The organism is uncultured Dechloromonas sp. (assembly GCF_945957265.1).
Classification (GTDB): Bacteria; Pseudomonadota; Gammaproteobacteria; order Burkholderiales; family Rhodocyclaceae; genus Azonexus.
Genome location: NZ_CAMFKO010000032.1, coordinates 1 through 24,442, shown reverse-complemented (window position 1 = coordinate 24,442; position 24,442 = coordinate 1). Strand labels below are relative to the sequence as shown.

Here is a 24,442-nt window from a genome sequence, read left to right as displayed (position 1 = left end):
AGCCATACGGGCACTGCATCAATTGTGCGCGTGGCGGCGGCGGGGCAAAACGAAAAAACCGGGCGCCTGGCCCGGTTTTCATGGTTTCACATCCGATGGCCTGCGGCCATTCTGCATCGGGAGCGTGCTGTTCTCCCTGGGCACCGGTTTTCGTCGGTGCGGTGGTCTCTCCGGTCTGCGCTCAGTCCAGCGCGAGAATCCACTGGACGGCGGCCTTCAGGTCGTCGTCGCCGATCTTGTCGGCCGGGTGCGGGATCATCGGCACTTCGCCCCAGTTGCCCTTGCCGCCTTCGCGGACCTTGGCAAAAAGCATGGCCGGCGCCTTGGCGTCGCCCTTGTACTTGGCGGCGACTTCCTTGTAGGCCGGTCCGACGCGCTTCTGGTCGATGGCGTGGCAGGCCACGCAGCGGGCTTTCTTGACGATGGCTTCCGAGGCCTGCGCGGAGGGCGTGGCGATCAGGACGGTGGCTGCGGCAAGGCCGAGCAGCAGCGCGTTTTGCAGTTGATGGTTCATGAATGTTTCCTTGAATTAAACGAGACCGGCGGCCTGCAGCTCGGCCCATTCGGGGTCGGTGAACAGCCGCGACCGGGTGTGGAAGGCCTTGCCGGTATTGCCTTCGAGCGAGAAGGTGCCGCCCGAACCCTCGATCACGTCGATGATCAGTTGCGTGTGCTTCCAGTATTCGTACTGCGAGGCACTGATGTAGAAGGGCACGCCGCCGATGTCGCCGAGATGGACGTCGTAGGGGCCGATGGTCAGGTCGGTGGGCAGGTAGCAGTTGGCGGCGCTGTTGTCGCAACAGCCGCCGGACTGGTGGAACATCAGTTCCGGCCCGTATTGCTGTTTCAGGAGGTCGATCAGTTCCAGCGTGGCCGGGGTGGCGATGACGCGGTCAACCATGTTCTTCTCCCAAAAACGAATCCGAAAAAGGGGGGCGGTTGCCCGCCCCGTAAAATTGCCCGCAAAACAAGGGGCCAGTGGAGGAGATGCCTCTGAGGCTCCGCCCAGGCGCTGCCATGCCCCGGGTCAAGGGCGTGGCAGCCGGGCGGCGCCGAATTGCTTGCTTAGAAGAAGCCCAGCTTGTTCTCGGAGTAGGAGACGAGCAGGTTCTTGGTTTGCTGGTAGTGGTCGAGCATGACCTTGTGGGTCTCGCGGCCGATACCGGACTCCTTGTAGCCGCCGAAGGCAGCGTGCGCCGGGTAGGCGTGGTAGCAGTTGGTCCATACACGGCCGGCCTTGATGGCGCGGCCCATGCGGTAGGCGACGTTGCCGTTGCGGCTCCACACGCCGGCGCCGAGGCCGTAGATGGTGTCGTTGGCGATGGCCAGGGCTTCGGCTTCGTCCTTGAAGGTGGTCACGGCGAGCACCGGCCCGAAGATTTCTTCCTGGAAGATGCGCATCTTGTTGTGGCCCTTGAACAGGGTCGGCTGGATGTAGAAGCCGCCTTCGATGTCGCCGCCGAGGTGGGCGCGGTCGCCGCCGATCAGGCATTCGGCGCCTTCGTCCTTGCCCAGCTGCAGGTAGGACTGGATCTTGGTCATCTGTTCCTGCGACGCCTGGGCGCCCATCATGGTGTCGGTGTCGAGCGGGGAACCCTGCTTGATCGCGGCGACGCGCTTCAGGGCGCGCTCCATGAACTTGTCGTAGATCGATTCCTGGATCAGCGCGCGGCTCGGGCAGGTGCACACTTCGCCCTGGTTGAAGGCGAACAGCACCAGGCCTTCGATGGCCTTGTCGAGGAAGGCGTCATCCTTGTCCATGACGTCGGCGAAGAAGATGTTCGGCGACTTGCCGCCGAGTTCCAGCGTGGCCGGGATCAGGTTGTTGGCGGCGGCCTGGGCGATGACGCGGCCGGTGGAGGTCGAGCCGGTGAAGGCGATCTTGGCGATGCGCTTGCTGGTGGCGAGCGGCATGCCTGCTTCGCGGCCGAAACCGTTGATGATGTTGAGCACGCCGGCCGGCAGGATGTCGGCGATCAGTTCCATCATGATCAGGATGGAGATCGGGGTCGATTCGGCCGGCTTGAGCACGACGCAGTTGCCGGCGCCGATGGCGGGGGCCAGCTTCCAGGCGGCCATGAGGATCGGGAAGTTCCACGGGATGATCTGGCCGACGACGCCGAGCGGCTCGTGGATGTGATAGGCCATGGTGTTCTCGTCGATTTCCGAGATGCCGCCTTCCTGCGAGCGCAGGCAACCGGCGAAGTAGCGGAAGTGGTCGACGGCGAGCGGGATGTCGGCGTTCAGGGTTTCGCGGATCGGCTTGCCGTTATCGACGGTTTCGGCGTAGGCCAGCAGTTCCAGGTTGGCTTCCAGGCGATCGGCGATCTTGAGCAGGATGTTGGAACGGGTCGTCGCGTCGGTCTTGCCCCACTTCGGGAAGGCGGCGTGGGCGGCATCCAGTGCCAGCTCGATGTCCTCGGCGGAGGAGCGGGCAACCTTGGTGTAGGCCTTGCCGTTGACCGGGGTGACCACGTCGAAGTACTGGCCCTTGACCGGGGCGACCCACTTGCCGCCGATGAAGTTGTCGTAACGATCCTTGTAGGCGATCTTGGCGCCGGCGGTACCGGGAGCTGCATAAATCATGTTTGTCTCCTGTTTTCTGGATGGGAGTTGCGGACGGTTGACTCAAAGCCGGCAGATTTGTCTTGCGGGACTGTCGATCTGCGGTGACTTGTGCCAGATAAGGCGCATGGGGCATGCCAACCCGATTGCGCCGGCCGTTGGCCGGAAAAAACATCTATTTTTCATGGGCTTGGTGCTTCGCTTGCGGGGGCGTTCCGGGCGGGTGTTGTTCGTCGCCTGTTGCTTGATGGAGCAGCTGTTGCGAAATGGAGCAGCAGCCCCGGGGCTTATGGTTTTGGATTTTTTGGTGCTTTTGGTTGCGCCCGTTGTTGCCCGGTGAGAGCATGTCGCATGGTCGGACAGTGGGCGATAACGAGCATGAAAAGGACTGGTCCATGAGCTTCTGGCGTGCCGGGATGCGCGTCATCCGCGACGGAGGGCTGAAGCTCCGCCTGTGGATGCTGGCGCTGCTGCCCATGGCGGCGCTGCCGGTGCTGGCTGTCTTCCTGATCCTGGTCGGCAACTATTCCGGCGAGCGCCTGCTGCAAAACCAGGTTCAGGCGGATCTGGCGGTGACCCATGACCATCTGCACCACATCCAGACCGAAGCGCTGGCGGCGCTGACTTCCCTGGCGAATTCGTCGCGGATACTGGGCCTGGCCGAAGGCCGGAACAAGGACATCTCGCTGAACGAGGTGCTGGCGTCGCGCCAGGAAAACATCGGCTTCGACTTTCTCGCGGTGCTCGATGGCGACGGCAAGGTCGTCGGCGCCAGCGAAGGCTTTCGGGCGGGCGAGCCCTATGTCGAGATCCCGCTCGTGCGCGACACGCTGTCCGGAGGCAACCGCTTTTCCGGGCTCGAAGTGGTTTCCGCGGAGGTCCTGAGCCGGCTGTCCGCGACGCTGCCGACGCGGGCGCGGCTGGAGCTGCTCGATACCCCGCTGGCGACGCCGAGCGCTGCGACTACGGAATCGCGGGGCCTGCTCGTGGTCGGCGCCGCGCCGATGCAGGAGGCCTCGGACGGGCATCGCTTCGTGGTGGTGGGCGGCTTTTTGCTCAACCGGAACTACGGCTTCGTCGATTATCTGGCGCAGATCGGCTCCGCCGGGCAGCTGCGCAGCATGGATGTCTCGGAGACCGTGACCCTGTTCCTCGACGACGTGCGTATCGCCACCACCGTCAGGCGTCAGGATGACGAGCGGGCCGTGGGCACGCGGGTGTCGCAGGCCGTCAAGGAACAGGTGCTCGACCGGGGCGAGCCCTGGTTGAGCCGGGCCTTTGTCGTCAATCACTGGGCCGTGACCGCCTACGACCCCATCCTGGACTATTCGGGCAGGCGCATCGGCATGCTCTACGTCGGCATCCCGGAGGCGCCGTTCGTGGCTTTGCGCTGGAAGGCGCTGGGCGTGCTGGTCCTGCTGCTGGCCGTGATTTCCCTGCTTGCCACGCTGCTCAGCTGGCGCCTGGCGCGCGGCATCATCGCGCCCCTCGGGCGTCTCGAATCGGCCATGCGCGCCGTCCACAAAGGGGCGCGGTCGGTGCGGGTCGGCGCCATGCCGGGCAACAACGAGCTGGTGCGCCTCGGCGCCCTGTTCGATCAACTGCTCGACACCGTCGGCCGGCAGACTTCCGACCTGCGCCGCTGGGGCGAGGATCTCGACGCCAAGGTGGCGCAGCGGACGCGCGATCTGGCGGCCGCCAACGAGCAGCTCGCCGCCGCCCGCCGGATCGCCGAAGAGGCGAATGCCACCAAGAGCGATTTCCTGGCCAACATGAGCCATGAAATACGCACCCCGCTGAATGCCATTACCGGCATGGTGCACCTGCTGCGCCGGGAATCCCTGCCGGTGAGCGCACGGAACAAGCTGACCAGCATCGAGATCGCCAGCCAGCACCTGCTCGAGATCATCAGCGCCATTCTCGACCTGTCGAAAATCGAGGCCGGGAAACTCGGCCTGGAGGTCGTGGAATTCGACCTGGAGGCGCTGCTGGGCAACATCGTGAGCATTTTTGCCGTGCAGGCGAAGGCCAAGAACCTGGAACTGAGCTCGGACGTGACGTTCGGCCGCGTGCGGGTAATGGGCGACCCGACCCGGCTCAAGCAGATCGTGATGAACTTCGTTTCCAACGCCATCAAGTTCACCGAGCACGGCGGCATCAGCATCCGCGCCCGCATCCTGGACGAGGATGCGCAGACGGTGAGCGTTCGTTTCGAGGTGCAGGACAGCGGCATCGGGATCGCGCCCGAAGCGCAGGACAGGTTGTTCGCCTCCTTCGAACAGGCCGACAATTCGACCACCCGCAAATATGGCGGCACGGGGCTCGGGCTGGCGATCTCCAGAAAACTCGCCGCATTGATGGGCGGCCGGGTCGGCGTCGAGAGCACCCCCGGCGAAGGCAGCGTTTTCTGGTTTGTCGTGTCGCTGCGCAAGGCTTTCGGGGATACTGCCGGTGCTCCTTGCGGCAGCCTGTCGCAAGTGCGCGAAGCGCTGGCCGGCGCCCATGCCGGGGCCAGGATACTGCTGGTCGACGACGAACCCATCAACCGGGAGATTTCGCTGGAAATCCTCAGCGAAATCGGCTTCGCTGTCGACATGGCCGTCGATGGCGAGGAGGCCGTTGCGCTCGCCACCGGCCGGCCTTACGACCTGATCCTGATGGACATGCAGATGCCCCGCCTGGACGGCCTGGAGGCCACGCGGCGCATCCGCGCTGCGCTGCCCGGCGAGGCGCCGCCCATCCTGGCCATGACGGCCAACGCTTTCGCCGAGGACAAGGCGCGCTGCCTGGAGGCCGGCATGAACGACTTCATCAGCAAGCCGGTCGATCCGGAGCACCTCTTCCGGGTCTTGCTGAAATGGCTGGCGCGGGGCGCGATATCGCCGAAGGGCGGCGGGGGCCGCTGACCGGGCGGCCGCTTGACCGCCAGGAACGAAAAAGCCCTCCGGCTTGCGCGGGAGGGCCTTTGCGTGGTCAGGGGGCGGGGATCAGTTGATCGTCGCCCACTTGCCGTCCTTGAACTGGTAGAGCGAGATGCCGCCGAAGCGGTTGTCGCCCTTGGCGTCGAAGGCGATGGTGCCGGTGACGCCCTTGAAATTCACCTTCGGCAGCAGCGGCAGGTACTTGGCCGGCTCGACCGAGTTGGCCAGCTTCATGGCTTCGATCAGCGCGTTGGCGGCGTCGTAGGCGTACGGGGCGTAGAGCTGGATGTCGGTGTTGAAACGCTGCTTGAAGCGGTTCTTGAACTCGGCGCCGCCCGGCATCTTGTCGACCGGCAGGCCGGCCTGGGTGCAATAGACATCGCCCGACATGGCCTGGGCGGCGAGCTTGAGCATTTCGCTGGTGCACACGCCGTCGCCGGCGAGGAACTTGGCGTTGATGCCGAGCTGCTTGACCTGCTTGAGCATCGGCGCGCCCTGGGCATCCATGCCGCCGTAGAAGATGGCGTCGGGCTGCTTGCTCTTGATACGGGTGAGCAGGGCGGTGAAGTCGACCGCCTTGTCGTTGGTGTATTCGCGGGCAACGACCTGGACGCCGTGCTTCTTGAGGTTCTCGGCCAGCGCGTCGCCGAGGCCCTGGCCGTAGGCGGTGCGGTCGTCGATGATGGCGATCTTCTTGGCGTTGAGGACGGTGGCGGCGTACTTGGCCATCACCTCGCCCTGCTGGAAGTCGTTGGCGATGACGCGGTAGGCGATCTTCAGGCCCTGCTGGGTGAGCTTCGGGCTGGTGGCCGACGGCGTGATCGCCGGGATGCCGCCCTGTTCATAGACGGCCGCCGCGGGAATCGAGGTGCCCGAGGTGACGTGGCCGACGACGCCCTTGGCGCCGGCGTCGACGATGCGCTGGGCAACGATGGTGGCCTGCCGCGGATCGCCCTGGTCGTCCTCGGCCATCAGTTCGAAACGGACCTTCTGGCCGCCGATGGTGACGCCCTTGGCGTTGGCGTCGTCGAGCGCGAGGCGGGTGCCGAATTCCTCGTCCTTGCCGACGTGGGCGATGGGGCCGGTCAACGGGCCGGCGAAGGCGATCTTGGCAACCGTCTGGGCGTACACGGCGGCCGGTGCCGCCAGGATGCCGAGACTGGCGATGGCGAGAGCAATTGTTTTCATGTGTTGTCCTTGGTGTGTTGTCCGATACCTTCGCGGCGCATGAGCGGCGCGGCCTGCGTGCGCCGACTCAAGAACAGGGATTGTACTGGAAGCGTGCGGGAAGAAAATCGCCGGCCCAAGGTGCCGGCGATTCCAGGCTGGCCGGCACCCGGCCGGCGGCTGGCGCCTACTCGCGGTAGAAGCCAACGCCGATCAGGCTGCCGTTTTCGCGGCGGACGAAGGTGCGCTTGTTTTCCACGGCATTGGTGACCGGGTTGCGCCAGACGTAGTCGACGCTGCCTTCGCCCTTGCCGCGGGCGATTTCGAGCATTTCTTTCACCAGCGGACGGCCTTCCACGTCATGCAGGTCGCTGGCGTCGGTGCCCGTCCATTTCGGGTTCATGCCGTGGGCCTCGAACTTGCCGCTTGCCAGGTTGACGGCGAAGACGTACAGGTCGTCGCGCACGAAGGCGCCGTTGCGGTCGTTGAAGGCGGCCAGCGCCTTGCCCATGCCCTGGCGGCGGATCTGGGCGCTGGCGGCGTCGAGCAGCTTGCGCGCATCGTCGGCGGTGGATCGCGGCGCGTAGTAGCCGACCCCGAGGACGTAGTCGCCGTCGCGGTGCAGCCAGGCATGCTTCGGTTCGACATGGTTGCTCTTGCGGTTGAGCCAGACGTAGCGGATGCGGGCTTCGGCCTGTTTCTCGGTGACCGCGATCATCTCGCGGAAGAGCGGCAGGCCGGAGGCATCGACCGTATCCAGCACGTTCATGCCGACCAGTTCGATCGGCGCGGCGCCATTGGCGACATAGGTCCCCTTGTTGTCGATCACGTAAACGTAGAGGTCTTTCCTGACGAACGGACCGGTACGGTTGTTGAAGGCTTTCCACGACTTTTCGGGGCCGTTGGCCTTCAGGTACTTGACCGCCTGGTCGAACAGGGCGCGGGCCTCGCGCGGCGTGGCGTGGTCGGCGGCAAAGGCGATGGCGCTGGCGGCAGCCAGGCTCAGCGCAGCGAGGGTGCGGCGGATGGGGTGGTGCATGGGCGGGTCTCCGGTTTGGATTGGGTGAGGGTTTTCCTGCGTCGGGTGCGACGCCGGACGGATGGCGGGTTTCCGGCGGTCAGGCGCCGACGGGGCGGTGCATTTCCACCAGGCCGTGGCGGGCGGCAAAGTGAAGCAGCTTGAAGTCGCTGTCCGCGTCGAGCTTCTGGCGGATCAGCGAGAGGTAGTTGAAGATGGTTTTCGGGCTGAGGTGCATGGCGTCGGCGATGTCGCTGGCCGTCTCGCCGTGGGCGAGCAGGCGCAGCACCTCGAACTCGCGCGGGGTCAGCTGGTGCAGCGGGGTCTCGCCATCGACGGCCTCGCCGGCCAGGATGTCGGCAATGTCGGCCGAGAAGGCGCGGCGGCCGGCGGCGACGCGGCGTATGGCGTCGATCACCTCGTCTGGCTCGCAATACTTGGTCAGGTAGCCGTGGGCGCCGCTTTTCAGGGCTTGGGTGACGTGGCCGGCGCTGTCGTGCATGGAGAGCACCAGGATGCGCAGGCCGGGGAGGCGGGCGAGCATGCCGCGGATCGCCTCGATGCCGCTGCTGCCCTTGAGGCTCAGGTCGACCAGCGCGACATCCGGCAGGCTGCGGATGACCAGCGCGTTGGCTTCGTCGGCGCCGGATGCTTCGCCGACCACCTCGAAACCGGGTTCCGCCGACAACAGGCGGCGATAGCCGGTACGGACCACGGCGTGGTCGTCGATCAATACGATGCGTGTCATTCCCTCTCTCCTTCCCTTCCGTTCGCCGTTCCGGCCATCGCCGGCAGTTCGGCCGACAGCCTGAGGCCGCGGCCCGGCAGGCTGTCCAGTTGCAACCGTCCGCCGGCCATTTCCAGCCGCTCGGCCATGCCGAGCAGGCCGCCCCGCCGGGCCGGGCCCGTTTGCGGCAATCCGTCGCCGTCGTCCTCGATGCTCAGCCGCAAGCAGCCGGTATCGGCGACGATGCGGACCGTGCAATGGCGGGCGCCGCTGTGGCGGACGACGTTGGTCAGCGCCTCCTGCAATATCCGGTAAAGCGTCAGTGCCGTCGTCTCATCGACTGCCGGCCAGTGCGCAGGGAGTTCCACTGCAAATTCGATGCCGGTTTCGCGATTCCGCCAGCTGTCCAGCAATTCCCGCAACATGGCGGCCAGCCCCGAGGCGTCCAGGCCGTGCGGGCGCAAGGTCTTGAGCATGGCCCGCAACTGCTCGCCGCTGCGGCGAATGTCGCGCCGCAGGTCGGCCGCGCATTCGGCGACCGCCGTCGCGTCGAGGCGGGCGGCATGGCGTTCGAGGTGGGCGGCGGTGGCGTTGATGGCGGTCAGCGTCTGCCCCATCTCGTCGTGCAGGTCGCGCGCCAGTGCGCGGCGCTCCTCCTCCTGAACCGCGATCAGCTGGCGGGCGAGGGCGCGCTGGGCGGCGCGCGCCTCGCCCAGGGCCGCGGCCAGCCGCTCGATGGCGCCGGCCACCCGGCGGAATTCCCGCAGGGCGAAGGAGGGCAGTGCCGGGTCGGATTCGCCTCGGGCCAGGCGGTGCAGGCCGTCTTCCAGTGCGCGCACCGGCGACAGGGCGCGGTCGGCGGCCCACCACACGGCGAGCAGGGTTGCTCCAGAATAGAGCAACAGGGTGATCAATAATCGAACAGTGTCCCCCAGTCGCTCCTCGATTTCGGAGGCCGGGTTGGGGGCGATGATCAGGCGGTGCGCGCCGACGCGTATCTCGTGCCCGGCGCCGCTCTCCGGGACCAGGCCGAGGCGCGCCAGGAGCGGCGGGGCTTCCGGCACGGCCGGCGTATCGACGCTGCGCATGCTGAGATGCCGCAGGTCGGCGTCGGCCAGGCGTTGCGGCAGGTCGGGCGCGGCGCCGTCGGCGGCGAGCAGCACCTCGACCAGGCGCGACGACGCGGCGACCTCCGCCCCGATGTCGGCGCGCAGGGAGTGCAGCTGGACGATCAGGGTCATCGCCAGCAGGCCGCCGAGCAACAGGCCGAGCCAGCCGAGCAGGCGGCGACGCAGATCCATGGGGTCTCCTCATCGGTTGTTTGGGCAAGGCATTGCAGGTTCCGTACCTGCGTTCCGGGCTTGTCGCCGAAGTCCGGGAATTTTTCCCGGTTGGCGGGGGATCGTCTCCCGGGACGAAGCAGCGGGCGCCCTCCTAGACTGGCCTCACCTGCCGGCAAAAGCGGGCAGCCCCCACGGGGACGATACGAACACCTATCCGGAGACAAGGAAGAACATGAAAAATACGCACTGCCCCTCCCGCCTGACGCTGCTCGCCGCCCTGGTCGCGGCGACGGTCTGCACCCCCGCGCTGGCCGGTAAAACGGTGAGCTGGGAGGACATCCTCAACGACGACAAGACGCCGCAGGACGTGCTCTCCTACGGTCTGGGCCTCAAGGCGCAGCGCCACAGCACGCTGGCCAAGGTCAATACGAAGAACGTCGACAACCTGGTCCCGGCCTGGAGCTTCTCCTTCGGCGGCGAAAAGCAGCGCGGCCAGGAGGCGCAGGCGCTGGTGCACGACGGCGTGATCTACGTCACCGCGTCGTACTCCCGCCTGTTCGCCATCGATGCCCGCAGCGGCAAGCGCCTGTGGGAATACGAGGGGCGTCTGCCGGACGACATCCGGCCCTGCTGCGACGTGGTTAATCGGGGCGCCGCGATCTACGGCGACAAGGTCTACTTCGGCACGCTCGATGCCAGCATCGTCGCGCTCAACAAGGACACCGGCAAGGTCGTCTGGAAAAAGAAATTCGGCGACCACAAGGTCGGCTACACGATGACCGGCGCGCCCTTCGTCGTGAAGGACCAGAAGAGCGGCAAGGTGCTGCTGGTGCACGGCTCGTCGGGCGACGAATTCGGCGTCGTCGGCTGGCTGTTCGCCCGCGATCCCGATACCGGCGAGGAAGTCTGGGCGCGGCCGATGGTCGAAGGCCACATGGGCCGCCTGAACGGCAAGGAGAGCACGACCACCGGCGACCCCAAGGCGCCGTCCTGGCCGCGCGACAAGGATGGCCAGCTGGTCGAGGCCTGGCAGCACGGCGGCGGCGCCCCGTGGCAGACCGCCAGCTACGACGTGGACCGCAACATGGTGGTCATCGGCTCCGGCAACCCGGCGCCGTGGAACACCTGGCACCGCACCGCCGAAGGCGACGATCCGCGCAACTGGGACAGCCTGTTCACCTCCGGCCAGGCCTATGTCGATGCCAGCACCGGCGAGCTCAAGGGCTTCTTCCAGCACACCCCGAACGACGCCTGGGACTTCTCCGGCAACAACTCGGTCGTCCTCTTCGAATACAAGGACCCGAAGACCGGCAGGCTGGTCAAGGCCTCGGCGCACGCCGACCGCAACGGCTTCTTCTTCGTCACCGACCGGGAGAAACTGACCAACGGCGCCGGCTACCCGAACAAGCCGACCTCGCTGATCGGCGCCTGGCCGTTCGTCGAAGGCATCACCTGGGCCAAGGGCTTCGACCTCAAGACCGGCAAGCCGATGATCGTCGACGGGCAGCATCCGCCGAAGCCGAAGGAGGGCGCCGAAAAGGGCGATTCCATCTTCGTCTCGCCGCCTTTCCTCGGCGGCACCAACTGGATGCCGATGAGCTACAGCCCGCAGACCGAGCTGTTCTACATCCCGGCCAACCACTGGGCGATGGACTACTGGACCGAAAAACTGACCTACAAGGCCGGTTCCGCCTATCTCGGCCAGGGCTTCCGCATCAAGCGCCTGTTCGACGACCACGTCGGCACACTGCGCGCCATCGATCCGAAGACCGGCAAGATCGCCTGGGAGCACAAGGAGAAGTTCCCGCTCTGGGCCGGCACCCTGACCACCGCCGGCGGCCTGGTGTTCACCGGCACCTCGGACGGCTACGTCAAGGCCTTCGACGCGAAGAACGGCAAGGAACTGTGGAAGTTCCAGACCGGTTCCGGCGTGGTTTCCGTGCCCATCACCTGGGAGATGGACGGCGAGCAGTACCTCGGCATCCAGTCCGGCTATGGCGGCGCCGTGCCGCTGTGGGGCGGCGACATGGCCGACCTGACCAAGCAGGTCACCCAGGGTGGCTCGATGTGGGTGTTCAAGCTGCCGAAGATGGCGAAGAAGTAAGTCTCCCCCGCGCCGCGAGCGACCTTTCCCCGCTCCCGGCGTTGTCGCGGCGGGGCCGGTGCGGCATGGACACCGGCCCCGTCACTCCGTTCGCCCAAGACGTCACTCTCACTCGGGAGCTGCATGCGATGCGTCTTCTGCTCGTCGTCACCCTCTTGCTTCGCCTGTCGACCGCCCTGGCGCAGGAAAGCGCCGACCCCCCGGTCATCAACGGCTGCGCCATCTGGCCGCACGCCCAATGCCGCGGGGCCGACCTGCGCCACGCCAATCTGGCCGGCAGGAATCTGGCCGGCGCCGACTTCGCCGGGGCCAATCTGGCGCGCGCCAACCTGACCGGCGCCAACCTGGCCGGCGCCAACTTCGACGGGGCCGATCTGACGGCCGCCAAACTCAACAAGGCCGCCGCGCCGACGGCCACCTTCCGGCGCGCCCGGCTGGTCGGCGCCGACCTCGAGTTCGCACGCCTGTTCAGGGCCGATTTCAGCGATGCCGACCTGAGCGCCGCCAATCTGGAGGCGGCCAAGGCCAACTTCGCCTGGTTCCGCGGCGCCCGCCTGACCAACGCCAACCTGCAGGAAGCCAAGATGTTTACCGTCAACCTGCGCGGTGCCGACCTGAGTGGCACCTTCCGCCGCTTTGCCGTCTTCCAGGAGGCGGATTTCGAGGGCTGCACCGGCTGCCCGGACCCCAAGGACTGGTAATGCGCCCACTCACGAAACTCGCCGCCTGCCTGCTTGTTCTTGTCGCCAACCCGCTGTTCGCCGGCGAGGTCGCGCTCGCCCCCACGGTCGATGCCGGCCGCCTGCCTGCGCTCGGCAGCTCATGGCTGGCGGCCAACCCCTACCGCGCCCGGCCGGTCGCCGACGAAGCCCTGGCCATCGGCCGCGACGCCTACAACCAGGCCTGCGCCCGCTGCCACGGCCGTGACGCCAGCACCAATGCCGCCCCGGCTCCCGACCTGCGCAACCTGAACCGCAGTTGCCGGCGCATCGAAGATGACGAACTCAAGGCCTGGTGCCTGCGCGACAACGACGCCTATTTCGCGAAAACCGTGCGCCACGGCAAGGTCATCGTCGGCGTCACCCACATGCCGCCGTGGGAAGGCGTGTTGCCGCAAGAGCTGGCCTGGGCCATCCAGTTGTTTGTCGAGCGCCAGGCCGCGGGCAAACCGTGAGACTGGCGGTCAACGCAAAAAAACGGCCCGCCTGCCGAAGCAGACGGGCCGTTGGGGTGGGGCGGCGAGCCGCCCCGGGGAGAGACCGTTTAGCCCTTGTGCAGCTTGAACACCCACACGGAACCGCCCTGTTCGAGGTAGTTCACGCGCTTGGCGACGTCGCCGCCCCACAGCGGCACGGCGCCGCCCCAGCCGGTGGTGACGGCGATCATCTGCTCGCCATCCTGTTCCCAGCTGACCGGCGGTGCGACGATGCCGGTGCCGGTCTGGAAGGACCACAGTTCCTTGCCGGTCTTGGCGTCGACGCCCTTGAGGAAGCCTTCCGGGGTGCCGTAGAAGATCAGGCCGCCGGCGGTGGTCAGCACGCCACCCCAGAGCGGGGCGTAGTTCTTGTTTTCCCAGACGATCTTGCCGGTGGCGGGATCGACGGCGCGCAGCACGCCGATATGGTCGTCGTGGATGGCCTTGATGGTGAAGCCGGCGCCGAGGTAGGCGGCGCCCTTCTTGTAGGCGACCGGTTCGTTCCAGATGTCCATCGACCACTCGTTGGCCGGCACGTAGAACAGGCCGGTCTGCGGGCTGTAGGCCATCTGCTGCTGGTTCTTGCCGCCGAGGAAGGACGGGGCTGAGAAGACGACCTTGCCCTTCTTGCCGTCGGCTTCGTCAGCCGGGTTGCCCGGGCGGCCGTCGGCCGTGTAGTTCGGGCGGCCGGTTTCGAGGTTGAAGCCGGTGGCCCAGGTGATCTTCTTGACGAAGGGGAAGGCGTTGAGCAGCTTGCCGTTGGTGCGGTCGTTGACGAAGAAGAACCCGTTGCGGTCGGCCTTGCCGCCGGCCTTGATGATCTTGCCCGTCTTCGGATCCTTGTAGTCGAAGGAGACGAATTCGTTCACGCCGTCGAAGTCCCAGCCGTCGTGCGGGGTGTTCTGGTAGTGCCAGGCGATCTTGCCGGTGTCGGCGTCGATGGCCACGGTGGAGGACGAGAATAGGTTGTCGCCCGGGCGCAGGTGGCTGTTCCACGGGGCCGGGTTGCCGGTGCCGGCGAAGATCAGGTTGGTTTCCGGATCGTAGGTGGCGCCGTTCCAGGTCGCCGCGCCGCCGGTCTTCCACAGGTCGCCGGTCCACGTCGCGTTGGTCGTGCCGGAGATGCCGTTCTCGACCTTTTCGCCGTCCTTCCAGGCGTAGCCCATGTGGCCTTCGACGGTCGGGCGGGTCCAGATCAGCTTGCCGGTCTTCGGGTCGCGCGCATCGATGCGGCCGACGACGCCGAATTCGCCGCCGGAGACGCCGGTGATCAGCTTGCCCTTGGCGATGATCGGGGCGGCCGTGGCGGAGTAGCCGGCGGCGTAGTCTTCAAGCTTTTCCTTCCAGACGACCTTGCCGGTGTCCTGGTTCAGGGCGACCAGCTGGGCGTCCAGCGTGGCGAAGATGACCAGGTTGTCGTACAGGGCGGCGCCGCGGTTGATCACGTCGCAGCAGGGCATGATGCCGTCCGGCAGGCGGTGCTCGTACTTCCACAGCTTCTTGCCGGTCTTGGCGTCCATGGCGAACAGGCGGCTGTAGGAGGCGGTGACGAACATCTTGCCGTTGTGGATCACCGGCTGCGATTCCTGGCCGCGCTGCTTCTCGCCGCCGAAGGACATCGACCAGGCCGGTACCAGGTTCTTCACCGACTTGGTGTTGATCTGGGTGCTCGTGCTGTAGCGCTGGCCCTGGGTCCCGAGGCCGAAGCTGACGACGTCGCCTTTGGTGGTCGCATCGTTCAGGATGTCCGCGTCGGTGACGACGGCGGACGCCTGACCGCCCGCCAGCAAGGCAGCGGCGAGCAGGGCGATGGTGCTCCGCTTGAAGGGGGTATGTCTGTGCATGGATTGTCTCCTTGGTTATCCAATTGGTTCCGGCCAGCCGTTTCCGGGTGGTCGGAGAGTCCCGCCGGCGTGCCGCCTTCCTTTCCCTGAATCGGCGCACTGGCGGGATGGGTGTTTGCAAGGCCTGTGCCAAGCCTCCGTTGTCGCCGGGATCGCCCGTTTGGCGCGGATGCGCGGCTGAATCCCCGGCCCGGCGGGTTGAACACTTGTGTCTTGATGTGCTGCTTCAAATGTCACCAGCTGCTCCAAAGTTGCACACCCGTTTGCCGGCGATGCCGTGGCGGTCTCGCGCCGGGCTGCCGAAACCCCGTGTACCGGGCGGTTTGGCGCGATGCCTGGCGGATTGGCACGGCGCTTGCACAAGAGTTTCGCAAACAGCCCGCAGGGCGGATTGGAGCGAGACACGATGAAATATCCCCTGACCATTGCGGCCATTGCGCTGGCGGCCCTGATGTCGCCGGCCGAGGCGGCCGCCATGAAGGAAAGCGGCGACCCGCTCGCGTCGGCGCGCTGGGCCGACATGGAGAAGGTTTTCCTGGCCGGCTCCCCGGTCCTCTTCGATCCGCGCGTCAAGGTCACGGCGCCGTCCACCGCCGAGAACCCGATGCAGGTGCCGGTCACCGTCGACGCCACGGCGCTCAAGGGCATCGTCGAAGTGGTGGTCTTCGCCGACTTCAATCCCATCGTCCAGGTGCTGCGCTTCTTCCCGGAGGAGGCGCCAGCCTACCTCGGCTTCCGCGTCAAGCTGCAGCAGTCCACCCCGGTCCGGGCCGCCGTGCGTACCGCCGACGGCGTCTGGCATGTCGGCGGCACCTGGGTGGAGACCATGGGCGGCGGCTGCACCGCGCCGTCGGCCGCCGCCGCGTCGCCGGAATGGCAGAAGCGGCTGAACGAGGTCACCGGCCGCCAGTGGTCGCAGGGGCCCAATGCCGGCCGGGTCCGCCTGCGCATCGTCCATCCCATGGATACCGGGCTGGTCGCCGGAACGCCGGCCTTCCACATCGAGGAAATCAACTTCACCGACGCCGCCGGCAAGCGCCTGATGCGCGTGCAGACCTACGAGCCGGTCAGCGAGAACCCGGTGTTCACGCTGCATCGCGGGGCGGTCGACGGCATCCTCGAAGCCAGCGGCCGCGACAACAACGGCAACGTCTTCCGGGCGCGGATCGAGCAATGAAGCGCCTGCTCTTCGTCCTGCTCGCGCTGCTCGCCGGCGGCCTCGGCGCCGACGACTTCGACTATCGCCTGGTCGCGCAGCCGGTGGCCGGGGACGTCTATGCCTTCATCGGCAAGACCGAGGATTTCGACACCGTCAACGGCGGCAACATCGTCAATACCGGTTTCATCGTCGGGGCGGAGGGCATCGTCGTCATCGACAGCGGCCCGTCGCTGCGCTACGGCCAGCAGATGCGCCAGGCCATCGCCCGGGTCAGCGCCAAGCCGGTGCTGCTGGTCATCAATACCCATCATCATCCCGACCACTTCCTCGGCAACCAGGCCTTCGCCGACGTGCCGATCGGCGCCCTCGCCGACACGCGCCAGGGCATCGCCCGGGACGGCGACGCCTTTGCCGAGAACCTGTTCCGGATGAGCGGCAACTGGATGAAGGGCACCGAGGTGCAGGTGCCGAACCGCACGCTGGCGGCCGGCAGGCTCGCGGTGGCCGGGCGTTCGCTGCGCCTGGTGGCGCTCGACGGGCACACCGGGGCCGATCTGGTGGTCGTCGACGAGGCGAGCGGCGTGCTGTTCGCCGGCGACCTGGTCTTCAACGGCCGGGCGCCGACCACGCCGCATGCCGACGTCGGGCACTGGCACGCCGCCCTCGACCGCCTGGAGCAGCTGACCCGCGAATCCGGTTTCGCCGCGCTGGTTCCCGGTCACGGCGCCGTCGCCCGCGATGCCGCGCCGATCCGCCAGACCCGCGACTGGCTGAACTGGCTGACGGACGGCCTGCGCCAGTCGGCGCGGGCCGGGCTGGACATGAACGAGGTGCTGGCCCGGCCGCTGCCGGCCGTTTACGACGGCTTGCCGATGGGCGCCGCCGAATACCGCCGTTCGGTCGGCCACCTGTTCCCGGCCTTCGAGCAGGACGCGCTGGAGCCCGGCCGGTGAACGCCCTGGAGAAGCGTCGCTTCCGGATCATCCTGGGCTGCTCGGCGCTGCTCCATGGCGCGCTGTTCGCCCTGCTTTCGGTGCAGCGCACGCCGTCCGCGACACCGGTCATCCAGGCCTCGATCCGCCTGGTCGACGTTGCCGCCGCCGGCTCGCCCGCCGCGCCGGCGGCGACCATGCCCTCCGCGACCCGGCCGGTTGCGCCGCGTATCGAGCCGCAAGCCGCGCCGCGTCCGGGCAGGATGGCCCAGCCGGCACGGGCACCGGTCGCCGCTCCGGCTGCCGCCGCGGCACAGCCCGATCCGCTGCCGGTGCCGGCCGTTGCCGCCGTGGCCGGCACGGCTGTCGCCGAAGCGCCGCGTCCGACGGTGGCCGCGGCTGCTCCGGCAACGGCGGCACCCGCCCAGTCCGACGTGCTGGCCGGCTATCGCCAGCGCCTGACCGAGCTCTTCGCGCGCGGCTACGAATACCCCCGCATCGCCGCCATGCGCGGCTGGGAGGGCGAGGTGCGCCTGCGCCTGAAAGTCGCCCGCCGGGGCAACCTGCTCGGCGTCCATCTGGATCGTTCGAGCGGTTTCGAGGTGCTCGACCAGCACGCGCTGGCCCTGCTCGAAGGTCACGGCAACCTGCCTCCCCTACCCGAGGGATTGGAAGGCAGCGAAATCCTGGTCATCGTTCCCATCAACTACAAACTCAGAAAAACAACATGAAAAGACAAATCCATCAACCGACGTTGCTCGCCGTCGCGCTCGCCTCCGCCTTTGCCCCCGCCTGGGCGCAGCAGACCGTGACCACGGCCACCGTCGAGGTCGTCGGCACCACGCCGCTGGCCGGCATCGGCGTGCCGCGCCTGCACCTGCCGACCAATGTCCTGTCGCTCGACGACCGCCGGCTGGAGGAAATCGAGAGCCTGAACATCGCCGAGCAGCTGCAGCGCCAGGCGCCGGCGGTGACGATCAACGAAACCCAGGGCAATCCCTTCCAGGCCGACCTCAACTACCGCGGCTTCACCGCCTCGCCTCTGCTCGGCACGGCGCAGGGGCTGTCGATCTACGTCGACGGCGTGCGCGTCAACGAACCCTTCGGCGATACCGTGAACTGGGACCTGATCCCCCATTCGGCGATCGCCGGCATCGACCTGATTCCCGGTTCCAACCCGGCTTTCGGCCTCAACACGTTGGGCGGCGCGCTGGCCATCCGCACCAAGAGCGGCTTCTCGCACCCCGGCGGCAAGCTCGAAGTGTCCGGCGGCAGCTTCGGGCGCAGCAACACCGAGCTGGCGTGGGGCGGCAACAACGGCACCGTCGGCTGGTACGCCGCCGGCGACTGGTTCCGCGAGGATGGCTGGCGCGATTACTCGCCGTCGGACGTCAAGCAGTTCTTCGGCAAGCTGTCTTTCCGCAACAGCGCCGGCGAGGCCGACCTGACCCTGACCCAGGCGCGCAGCCGGCTGATCGGCAACGGCCTGGTGCCGCAGTCCCTGCTTTCCGAGCGCCGCGAGGCGATCTTCACCCACCCCGACCGGACGCGCAACGACCTCACCCAGCTCGGCCTCAACGGCAAGCTGTGGCTGGGCGACAGCCAGAGCCTGAGCGGCAACGTCTACGTCCGCAAGACGCGCACCCGCACGCTGAACGGCGACATGAACGACGACTACGAGGATGCCTGGGCGAGCGATCCGACCACCCCGAGCGGCGCCCATAACCGCACGCAGACCCGGCAGCTGGGCACCGGCGCGGCGGCGCAGTGGAACCTGACGACCCAGGCGCACCAGCTGGCGCTCGGCGCCTCGTGGGACCAGGCCCGCATGCGCTTCGTGCAGACGCAGCAGCTCGGCGCGCTGGACGACTCGCGCGGCATCGGCAACCTGCTCGCCGAGAACGAGGAAAACCGGCTGTGGGGCACCACCCGCACCGCCAGCCTGTTCGCCACCGATACCTGGTCGATCACCCCCGCACTGCACCTGACGGCCTCGGCGCGCTACAACATGAGCCGGGTCACCACCCACGACGAGCACAACCCGAACCCGCCCAACCTCGACGGCGACCACAGCTACCGCAAGCTCAACCCGGCCCTCGGCCTGAGCTGGCAGGTGCTGCCGGCGCTCAACGCCTACGCCGGCTTCAGCCAGGGCAACCGCATCCCGACCCCGATCGAACTCGGCTGCGCCGACCCGGCCAACCCGTGCACCCTGCCCAACTCGATGGCCGCCGACCCCTATCTCAAGCAGGTCGTCTCGCGCACGCTGGAAGCCGGCCTGCGCGGCAATCTGGCCGGCGGCACGCAGTGGAACGCCGGCGTCTACCGCACCCTGAACACCGACGACATCCTGTTCGTCGGCACCTCGACCAGCGCCGGCTACTTCACCAATTTCGGCAAGACGCAGCGCCAGGGCTTCGAACTCGGCCTCAACGGCAGCCTGCACGCCGTCGACTGGTTCGCCAGCTACAACTGGCTGCACGCCACCTTCCGCTCCGATGCCTGCCTGCTCGCCGGGAACAACAGCACGCGCGGCACGGCGGCGGAATGCACCGGCGCCGGCCAGGATGACGAGATTTTCGTGAAAAAAGGCAACCGCCTGCCCGGCCTGCCCGAGCACAGCGTCAAGCTCGGCCTGACCTGGCGGACGACCGACTGGCTGCGCGTCGGCGGCGACGTCCAGGCTTTCTCCAGCCAGTATGTGCGCGGCAACGAGAACAACCAGCACCAGAGCGGCACCTTCACCGATGCGCTGGGCAACACGCGCACCTTCGACGGCCCGGGCAAGGTCGGCGGCTACGCCATCCTCAACCTCAACGCCGAGGCCAGGCTGGGCGGCGGCTGGCAGCTCTTCGCCAAGATCAACAACGTGCTCGACCGCCGCTACGCGACGGCCGGCGCGCTGGCCGAGAACCCCTTCGTCGCCGGCAGCTTCCAGGTCGATCCCAACGACTGGCGGCGCCAGACCTTCGTCGCGCCGGGCGCGCCGCGCGCCGCATGGCTGGGCGTGCGCTACATCTTCGGCGGCAAGTGACCATGATGCGGCCGTTTCCGCTCCCCGCGCTGCGCCAGGCCGGCCTGCACACCCGCGTCGGCCTGGTCCTCTGCGCGCTGGCGGCCAGCCTGCTGCTGGTGCTCGGCGGCCTGTGGCTGCACGCCACGCGCAACGCCGTGCATGAAGAGGTCGAGGCGGCGACGCGGGTATCGGAACAGTGGCTGAAGGTGGTGATCGGCGAGTTGCAGGCGCTGCCGCCGGGCGCCCGCGGCGAACGCCTGCTCGCCGTGGCGGCAGGCATCGGCCGGGTGCGGGCCAACGTGCTCGAGCTGCGCGATGCCGACGGCCAGTTGCGCCATGTCTCGCCGCCATCGACCTACAAGGCCGGGCGCGAGGCGCCGGCGTGGTTCGCCGGGCTGCTGGCCAGCCCGCTGCCACCGCGACACCTGGGCGTGGACGGCTACCGGCTGAGCCTGCTGCCGGATTCGTCGCGGGCGGTGCTCGACGCTTGGGACGAGCTGCTGGGCATGGCCGGCTGGGCGCTGCTCTTCCTGGCTGCCCTGTTCGCCGGCGTGCGCCAGGCCCTGGGCCGGGCGCTGCGGCCGCTCGACCAGGTCATGCAGGCGCTGGACCGCACCGGCAGCGGCCGTTTCGATACGCGGCTGCCGCAGTTCGCTGCGCCGGAGCTCGGCCGCCTGGCGCGGGCCTTCAACGGCATGGCCGATCGCCTGAAGGCGGCGGTGGACGACAACGTCCGGCTCGAGACGGCGAGGGAAGTGGCCGAGCAGATGCGCAACCGGCTCGAGGACGAGCGTCGCGCCGAGCGCGAGAGCATCGCCCGCGAACTGCACGACGAGCTGGCGCAGGGCATCACGGCGGTGCGTGCGCTGGGCGGCGCCATCGTGCAGCGCACCGCGGAGCAGCCGGCGCTGCACGGTCACGCGCAGAGCATCGTCGCGGTGACCGGCGAGATGCAGGACGGGGTCCGGCGCATCCTGCATCGCCTGCGTCCCGACGCGGACGACCTGTCCGTGCGCCTGGCGCGGTGCGTCGAGGCGTGGCGCCGGCAGCACGGCATCGCGCTGGACAGCCGGATTTCGCTGCCCGATGGCGGCGTCGACGACGAGCTGGCACAGGCTGTGCTCAGGATCGTCCAGGAAGGGCTGACCAATGTCGTCCGCCACGCCCAGGCCAGCCGGGTCGAGCTGGCGGTACAGGCGGGCGATGCGGAACTGCGGGTGCGCCTGGCCGACAACGGCCGCGGCGCCGGCCGGGGGCCGTCGGGGCAGGCCGGTTGCGGCCTGGGCCTGCTCGGCATGCGCGAACGGGTCGCCCTGTTGGGCGGCCATCTGGAATTCACCAGCCCGGCAGGGGGCGGCTTCGTTTTCGAGGCCCGCCTGCCGGTCAATGCAAGGAGTGTGGTGTCATGAATCTGCAAGGAACCCGCGTGCTGCTGGCCGACGACCATGCGATGGTCCGCCTCGGCTTTCGTCTCCTGCTCGAAGGGGCCGGCGCCGAGGTCGTCGCCGAGACCGACAACGGCGAGAGCGCCGTGCGTCTGTACGCCGAGTGCAATCCCGACGTGGTGGTGATGGACGTGTCGATGCCGGGCATCGGCGGCCTGGCCGCGCTGGAGCGGCTGCTGGTGTGGGACGGCAAGGCGCGCGTGCTGATGCTCTCGGCGCATCACGACGACATCGTGCCGGTGCGCGCCCTCAAGCTCGGCGCGCGCGGCTACCTGTGCAAGCGGGCGTCGCCGGACGAGTTCCTGCGGGCGGTCGGCGAGGTGCGCCGCGACCGCCGCTACCTCGATCCCGAACTGGCCCAGGCAGTGGCCCTGGCGCAGCTGTCGGGCTCGGCCAACCCGGTCGAGTCGCTGACCGAGAAGGAGCTCGCCGTCTTCCTGAAGCTGGCCGAGGGCCGCTCGGTCAACGACGTGGCGAGCGACTTCTGCCTCAGCCCGAGCACGGTCGGCACGCATCTCTATCACATCAAGCAGAAACTCAACGTGCAGAATGCCGCCGAGCTGACGCTGGTCGCCGTGCGCAACGGCCTGATCGAATCCTGAGCGGAGCAGCGGTGACCGCCGATCTCTTGTATCCCGAAGTGAAACCGCGCTGTGCGCGGCGCATTGCCGTCGGCGACGGCCATTACCTGTACGTCGAGGAGGTCGGGCCGGCCGACGGCCTGCCGGTGCTCTTCCTGCACGGCGGCCCGGGTAGCGGCTGCACTCCGGCGCAGCGCCGGCTGTTCGACCCGCAGCGCTTCCGCGCGGTGCTCGTCGACCAGCGCGGCGCCGGGCGCAGCCAGCCGCTGGGCGCCCTGAACGAAAACACCACGGCCGACCTGGTCGCCGACCTGGAAATCGTCCGCGAGGCGCTGGGCATTCCGGCGTGGATCGTCTTCGGCGGCTCGTGGGGCAGCCTGCTGGCGCTGGCCTACGCCCAGATCTACACCGAGCGCGTGCTCGGGCTGGTCCTGCGCGGTATCTTTCTCGGCTCGCAGGCCGAAATCGCCTCGTATGTCGGCGGCGAGAATCCGGGCGCCCACCAGGCCTGGCACGCCTTCTCGCGGGGGCTGGGGGCGGCGGCCTCCGGCGATCTCCTGGCCGCCTGCGCGGCGCGCGTGCTCGGCGAAGATGCCGGCGAGGCCGAGCGCGCCGGCCGGACCTGGCTGGACTACGAGCGCGCCCTGCTCGGCGAGGCGCCGCTCGGCCGCTCGCCCGACGCCCGGGAAACGGCCAAGGTGCGCATCCAGATGCATTACCTGTCGCGGCACTGCTTCCTGGCGCCGGGGCAGCTGCTGGCCGGCGTCGAGCGCCTGCGCCACCTGCCGGCGGCCATCGTGCAGGGGCTGTCCGACCCGGTCTGCCCTCCGAAGAATGCCGATGCGCTGCACCACGCCTGGCCGGAGGCGACCTGGTTCCCGGTGTCGAATGCCGGCCACGGCGGCCTGTCGCCGCCCATCGCCCGGGCCTGCATCAAGGCGCTGGGCTGGGTTGCCGAGTGTATCGAGGTGGTCGGCTGATACCGGAGAAGGTTCGGTGTCGGGGATGACCTTCTGTTGGCGAAGATCCTGTGGCATCTATTCGTATCGTTGCTGCCTGCCCGTTGAAGCGGCTTGGCGGGCGAGTTAATTTGTTCCATAATCATTTTTGAGCAACGGGTGTTAATTTAAATTGATTTGACGCGGTTCTGGCTGAATGAATGCCGGCTCCTTGCTTGCGTAATCGTTTTTGAGCAAGCGAAAGCGCCATTCTCAGGAGACGCTACATGGACGGACTACCGACACAACTGATTGGTTCTGCCTGGCTGGCGCAGACCTACGACGTGATGCCGCTGGGGAGGCCGCCTGTGCTCAGTCAGATCGGGGGGCGGCGCGCGACCCAGGTCGACAACGGTTTCCGTTCGGAGGTCTACACGGAGGCCATGCGACCCGCCGCAGAACCGGCGGCACACCTGCAGTTTCACCTTCGTCACGAGATACCCCACCTGGAGTTCCTCGCTCGCCTCTTCAGGCGAAGCGGTCCGGATTTCGTTCAAGCCTGGGTCATGGCCGAACCGACCGGGCAGTATGCCCGTCGGGCCGCCTTCCTGTACGAGTGGCTGACGGGAGAGACGCTGGTGGTGCCGGAGCGCCTGGGGGGGAATTACATCGATGCCATTGACGACACCAAACTGGTGGCGGCATCACCCGACCGGGTCGTCAAAGTGCAGCGCTGGCGGGTGAATGACAACCTGCCGGGGGACCGGAATTTTTGCCCCATGGTGGTCAAGACCGACGCGGTAAATCGAGCTGCCAGTCTGGACGTGCCGCGCCTGTTCGGGGAACTGACCGCCGAGTTTGGCGAAGACCTGCTGATGCGAGCGGCAGTCTGGATGACGTTGCGGGAGAGCAAAGCAAGCTTTGCCATCGAAGGAGAAGCCGATCGGGCAGGGCGGGTACAGCGGTTTGCGGATGTGATGGCGCGGCGCACCGGTCAGGGGGATTTACCGTTCAGTAATACCGCGTTGGCCGGGTTGCAGCGAGAAATCCTGGGCGATCGGACAACGATTACCCATTTCGGGATACGCCAGTCTCCCGTGTTCGTCGGTGAGACTCTGCGCTACCAGGAGGTCGTGCACTACGTGGCGCCACCGGCTGACGAGGTCGCCGCGATGCTGGACGGGCTGCGGGCATTCCTCGAAAAAACGCAAGGTCAGTCGCCCGCGATGCGTAGCGCAGTGGCGGCTTTCGGCTTTGTTTACATCCATCCGCTGGCCGATGGAAACGGCCGTGTGCATCGCTTCCTGGTCAACGACATCTTGCGTCGTGATGGCGTGATTCCGGAGCCTGTGATTCTGCCCGTATCCGCCGTCATCACGGATGACGCCGGGGAGCGGCGCGGCTATGACCGGGTGCTGGATGAGGTGTCCAAGCCCCTGATACAGGCCGTGCGGGAGCAGATCGTGTTCGAGCCAGTGCGGACTACCTACCAGGATGGCGTGGTGTCGAATTTCGCCTTCCACGGTGCCGAACAGGCCAGGCCGCTG

At 67.6% G+C, this 24,442-nt stretch carries 20 protein-coding genes; 12 read left to right on the top strand and 8 right to left on the bottom strand.

Annotation, left to right across the window (positions count from 1 at the left end; translation table 11 throughout):
- Positions 1-181 precede the first annotated feature (181 nt).
- From Q0P59_RS15240 to Q0P59_RS15230, 3 genes are all read right to left on the bottom strand, one after another.
- Positions 182-514: a c-type cytochrome gene (locus tag Q0P59_RS15240; protein ID WP_295007784.1), complete on the bottom strand. Its 333-nt coding sequence runs from the start codon at positions 512-514 to the stop codon at positions 182-184.
- Positions 515-529: 15 nt separating this feature from the next.
- Positions 530-901 carry a DUF779 domain-containing protein gene (locus tag Q0P59_RS15235; protein WP_295007782.1) on the bottom strand — a complete coding sequence of 124 codons (372 nt, stop codon included), beginning with the start codon at positions 899-901 and terminating at the stop codon, positions 530-532.
- 164 nt (positions 902-1,065) lie between these two features.
- Positions 1,066-2,586: an aldehyde dehydrogenase family protein gene (locus Q0P59_RS15230; RefSeq protein ID WP_295007780.1), complete on the bottom strand. Its 1,521-nt coding sequence runs from the start codon at positions 2,584-2,586 to the stop codon at positions 1,066-1,068.
- Positions 2,587-2,960: 374 nt separating this feature from the next.
- On the opposite strand from Q0P59_RS15230, the gene Q0P59_RS15225 reads away from it, so the two are divergent.
- Positions 2,961-5,471 (top strand): ATP-binding protein, encoded by a 2,511-nt coding sequence (locus tag Q0P59_RS15225; RefSeq protein ID WP_295007778.1) that lies wholly within the window; start codon positions 2,961-2,963, stop codon positions 5,469-5,471.
- 81 nt (positions 5,472-5,552) lie between these two features.
- On the opposite strand, the gene Q0P59_RS15220 is transcribed toward Q0P59_RS15225, so the two are convergent.
- From Q0P59_RS15220 to Q0P59_RS15205, 4 genes are all read right to left on the bottom strand, one after another.
- On the bottom strand, positions 5,553-6,674 hold the full coding sequence (locus Q0P59_RS15220; protein WP_295007776.1) for a branched-chain amino acid ABC transporter substrate-binding protein: 1,122 nt from the start codon (positions 6,672-6,674) through the stop codon (positions 5,553-5,555).
- A gap of 166 nt (positions 6,675-6,840) precedes the next feature.
- Positions 6,841-7,692 carry a cache domain-containing protein gene (locus Q0P59_RS15215; protein ID WP_295007774.1) on the bottom strand — a complete coding sequence of 284 codons (852 nt, stop codon included), beginning with the start codon at positions 7,690-7,692 and terminating at the stop codon, positions 6,841-6,843.
- A gap of 79 nt (positions 7,693-7,771) precedes the next feature.
- Positions 7,772-8,419 (bottom strand): response regulator transcription factor, encoded by a 648-nt coding sequence (locus Q0P59_RS15210; RefSeq protein ID WP_295007772.1) that lies wholly within the window; start codon positions 8,417-8,419, stop codon positions 7,772-7,774.
- Positions 8,416-9,699: a sensor histidine kinase gene (locus Q0P59_RS15205; RefSeq protein ID WP_295007770.1), complete on the bottom strand. Its 1,284-nt coding sequence runs from the start codon at positions 9,697-9,699 to the stop codon at positions 8,416-8,418. Before Q0P59_RS15205 ends, Q0P59_RS15210 begins: the two co-directional genes overlap by 4 nt.
- A 214-nt stretch (positions 9,700-9,913) precedes the next feature.
- Between Q0P59_RS15205 and Q0P59_RS15200 the strand changes: the two genes are divergently transcribed.
- From Q0P59_RS15200 to Q0P59_RS15190, 3 genes are all read left to right on the top strand, one after another.
- Positions 9,914-11,785, top strand: coding sequence for a methanol/ethanol family PQQ-dependent dehydrogenase (locus Q0P59_RS15200; RefSeq protein ID WP_366090908.1), 1,872 nt, complete (start codon positions 9,914-9,916; stop codon positions 11,783-11,785).
- A 128-nt stretch (positions 11,786-11,913) separates the two neighbouring features.
- Positions 11,914-12,486, top strand: a complete 573-nt coding sequence (locus tag Q0P59_RS15195) for a pentapeptide repeat-containing protein (protein ID WP_295007767.1) — start codon at positions 11,914-11,916, stop codon at positions 12,484-12,486.
- The gene (locus Q0P59_RS15190; RefSeq protein ID WP_295007765.1) at positions 12,486-12,959 is read left to right on the top strand and encodes a c-type cytochrome; all 474 of its coding nucleotides are present in this window, start codon (positions 12,486-12,488) and stop codon (positions 12,957-12,959) included. The genes Q0P59_RS15195 and Q0P59_RS15190 overlap by 1 nt, the downstream gene beginning before the upstream one ends.
- An 89-nt stretch (positions 12,960-13,048) precedes the next feature.
- Here Q0P59_RS15190 and Q0P59_RS15185 read toward each other — a convergent pair whose 3' ends face one another.
- Complete coding sequence (locus tag Q0P59_RS15185) at positions 13,049-14,824, bottom strand: PQQ-dependent methanol/ethanol family dehydrogenase (protein ID WP_295007763.1); 1,776 nt, start codon at positions 14,822-14,824, stop codon at positions 13,049-13,051.
- 406 nt (positions 14,825-15,230) lie between these two features.
- Between Q0P59_RS15185 and Q0P59_RS15180 the strand changes: the two genes are divergently transcribed.
- From Q0P59_RS15180 to Q0P59_RS15145, 8 genes are all read left to right on the top strand, one after another.
- Positions 15,231-16,001 carry a quinoprotein dehydrogenase-associated SoxYZ-like carrier gene (locus Q0P59_RS15180; RefSeq protein WP_295007761.1) on the top strand — a complete coding sequence of 257 codons (771 nt, stop codon included), beginning with the start codon at positions 15,231-15,233 and terminating at the stop codon, positions 15,999-16,001.
- The gene (locus tag Q0P59_RS15175; RefSeq protein ID WP_295007759.1) at positions 15,998-16,936 is read left to right on the top strand and encodes a quinoprotein relay system zinc metallohydrolase 1; all 939 of its coding nucleotides are present in this window, start codon (positions 15,998-16,000) and stop codon (positions 16,934-16,936) included. Before Q0P59_RS15180 ends, Q0P59_RS15175 begins: the two co-directional genes overlap by 4 nt.
- Positions 16,933-17,646: an energy transducer TonB gene (locus Q0P59_RS15170; RefSeq protein WP_295007757.1), complete on the top strand. Its 714-nt coding sequence runs from the start codon at positions 16,933-16,935 to the stop codon at positions 17,644-17,646. Before Q0P59_RS15175 ends, Q0P59_RS15170 begins: the two co-directional genes overlap by 4 nt.
- Complete coding sequence (locus Q0P59_RS15165) at positions 17,643-19,949, top strand: TonB-dependent receptor (protein ID WP_295007755.1); 2,307 nt, start codon at positions 17,643-17,645, stop codon at positions 19,947-19,949. Before Q0P59_RS15170 ends, Q0P59_RS15165 begins: the two co-directional genes overlap by 4 nt.
- A 2-nt stretch (positions 19,950-19,951) precedes the next feature.
- Complete coding sequence (locus Q0P59_RS15160) at positions 19,952-21,340, top strand: ATP-binding protein (protein ID WP_295007753.1); 1,389 nt, start codon at positions 19,952-19,954, stop codon at positions 21,338-21,340.
- Positions 21,337-21,978, top strand: coding sequence for a response regulator transcription factor (locus Q0P59_RS15155; protein ID WP_295007751.1), 642 nt, complete (start codon positions 21,337-21,339; stop codon positions 21,976-21,978). The genes Q0P59_RS15160 and Q0P59_RS15155 overlap by 4 nt, the downstream gene beginning before the upstream one ends.
- Positions 21,979-21,989: 11 nt before the next feature.
- On the top strand, positions 21,990-22,937 hold the full coding sequence (locus Q0P59_RS15150) for an alpha/beta fold hydrolase (protein ID WP_295007749.1): 948 nt from the start codon (positions 21,990-21,992) through the stop codon (positions 22,935-22,937).
- Positions 22,938-23,182: 245 nt separating this feature from the next.
- The coding region (locus tag Q0P59_RS15145; RefSeq protein WP_295007747.1) for a Fic family protein at positions 23,183-24,442 on the top strand (1,260 nt) is incomplete at its 3' end.

Bases quoted from the DNA above. Each gene is read 5' to 3' on its own strand.
- Q0P59_RS15240 (WP_295007784.1), bottom strand. From the start codon at position 514: ATGAACCATCAACTGCAAAACGCGCTGCTGCTCGGCCTTGCCGCAGCC.
- Q0P59_RS15235 (WP_295007782.1), bottom strand. From the start codon at position 901: ATGGTTGACCGCGTCATCGCCACCCCGGCCACGCTGGAACTGATCGAC.
- Q0P59_RS15230 (WP_295007780.1), bottom strand. From the start codon at position 2,586: ATGATTTATGCAGCTCCCGGTACCGCCGGCGCCAAGATCGCCTACAAG.
- Q0P59_RS15225 (WP_295007778.1), top strand. From the start codon at position 2,961: ATGAGCTTCTGGCGTGCCGGGATGCGCGTCATCCGCGACGGAGGGCTG.
- Q0P59_RS15220 (WP_295007776.1), bottom strand. From the start codon at position 6,674: ATGAAAACAATTGCTCTCGCCATCGCCAGTCTCGGCATCCTGGCGGCA.
- Q0P59_RS15215 (WP_295007774.1), bottom strand. From the start codon at position 7,692: ATGCACCACCCCATCCGCCGCACCCTCGCTGCGCTGAGCCTGGCTGCC.
- Q0P59_RS15210 (WP_295007772.1), bottom strand. From the start codon at position 8,419: ATGACACGCATCGTATTGATCGACGACCACGCCGTGGTCCGTACCGGC.
- Q0P59_RS15205 (WP_295007770.1), bottom strand. From the start codon at position 9,699: ATGGATCTGCGTCGCCGCCTGCTCGGCTGGCTCGGCCTGTTGCTCGGC.
- Q0P59_RS15200 (WP_366090908.1), top strand. From the start codon at position 9,914: ATGAAAAATACGCACTGCCCCTCCCGCCTGACGCTGCTCGCCGCCCTG.
- Q0P59_RS15195 (WP_295007767.1), top strand. From the start codon at position 11,914: ATGCGTCTTCTGCTCGTCGTCACCCTCTTGCTTCGCCTGTCGACCGCC.
- Q0P59_RS15190 (WP_295007765.1), top strand. From the start codon at position 12,486: ATGCGCCCACTCACGAAACTCGCCGCCTGCCTGCTTGTTCTTGTCGCC.
- Q0P59_RS15185 (WP_295007763.1), bottom strand. From the start codon at position 14,824: ATGCACAGACATACCCCCTTCAAGCGGAGCACCATCGCCCTGCTCGCC.
- Q0P59_RS15180 (WP_295007761.1), top strand. From the start codon at position 15,231: ATGAAATATCCCCTGACCATTGCGGCCATTGCGCTGGCGGCCCTGATG.
- Q0P59_RS15175 (WP_295007759.1), top strand. From the start codon at position 15,998: ATGAAGCGCCTGCTCTTCGTCCTGCTCGCGCTGCTCGCCGGCGGCCTC.
- Q0P59_RS15165 (WP_295007755.1), top strand. From the start codon at position 17,643: ATGAAAAGACAAATCCATCAACCGACGTTGCTCGCCGTCGCGCTCGCC.
- Q0P59_RS15160 (WP_295007753.1), top strand. From the start codon at position 19,952: ATGATGCGGCCGTTTCCGCTCCCCGCGCTGCGCCAGGCCGGCCTGCAC.
- Q0P59_RS15155 (WP_295007751.1), top strand. From the start codon at position 21,337: ATGAATCTGCAAGGAACCCGCGTGCTGCTGGCCGACGACCATGCGATG.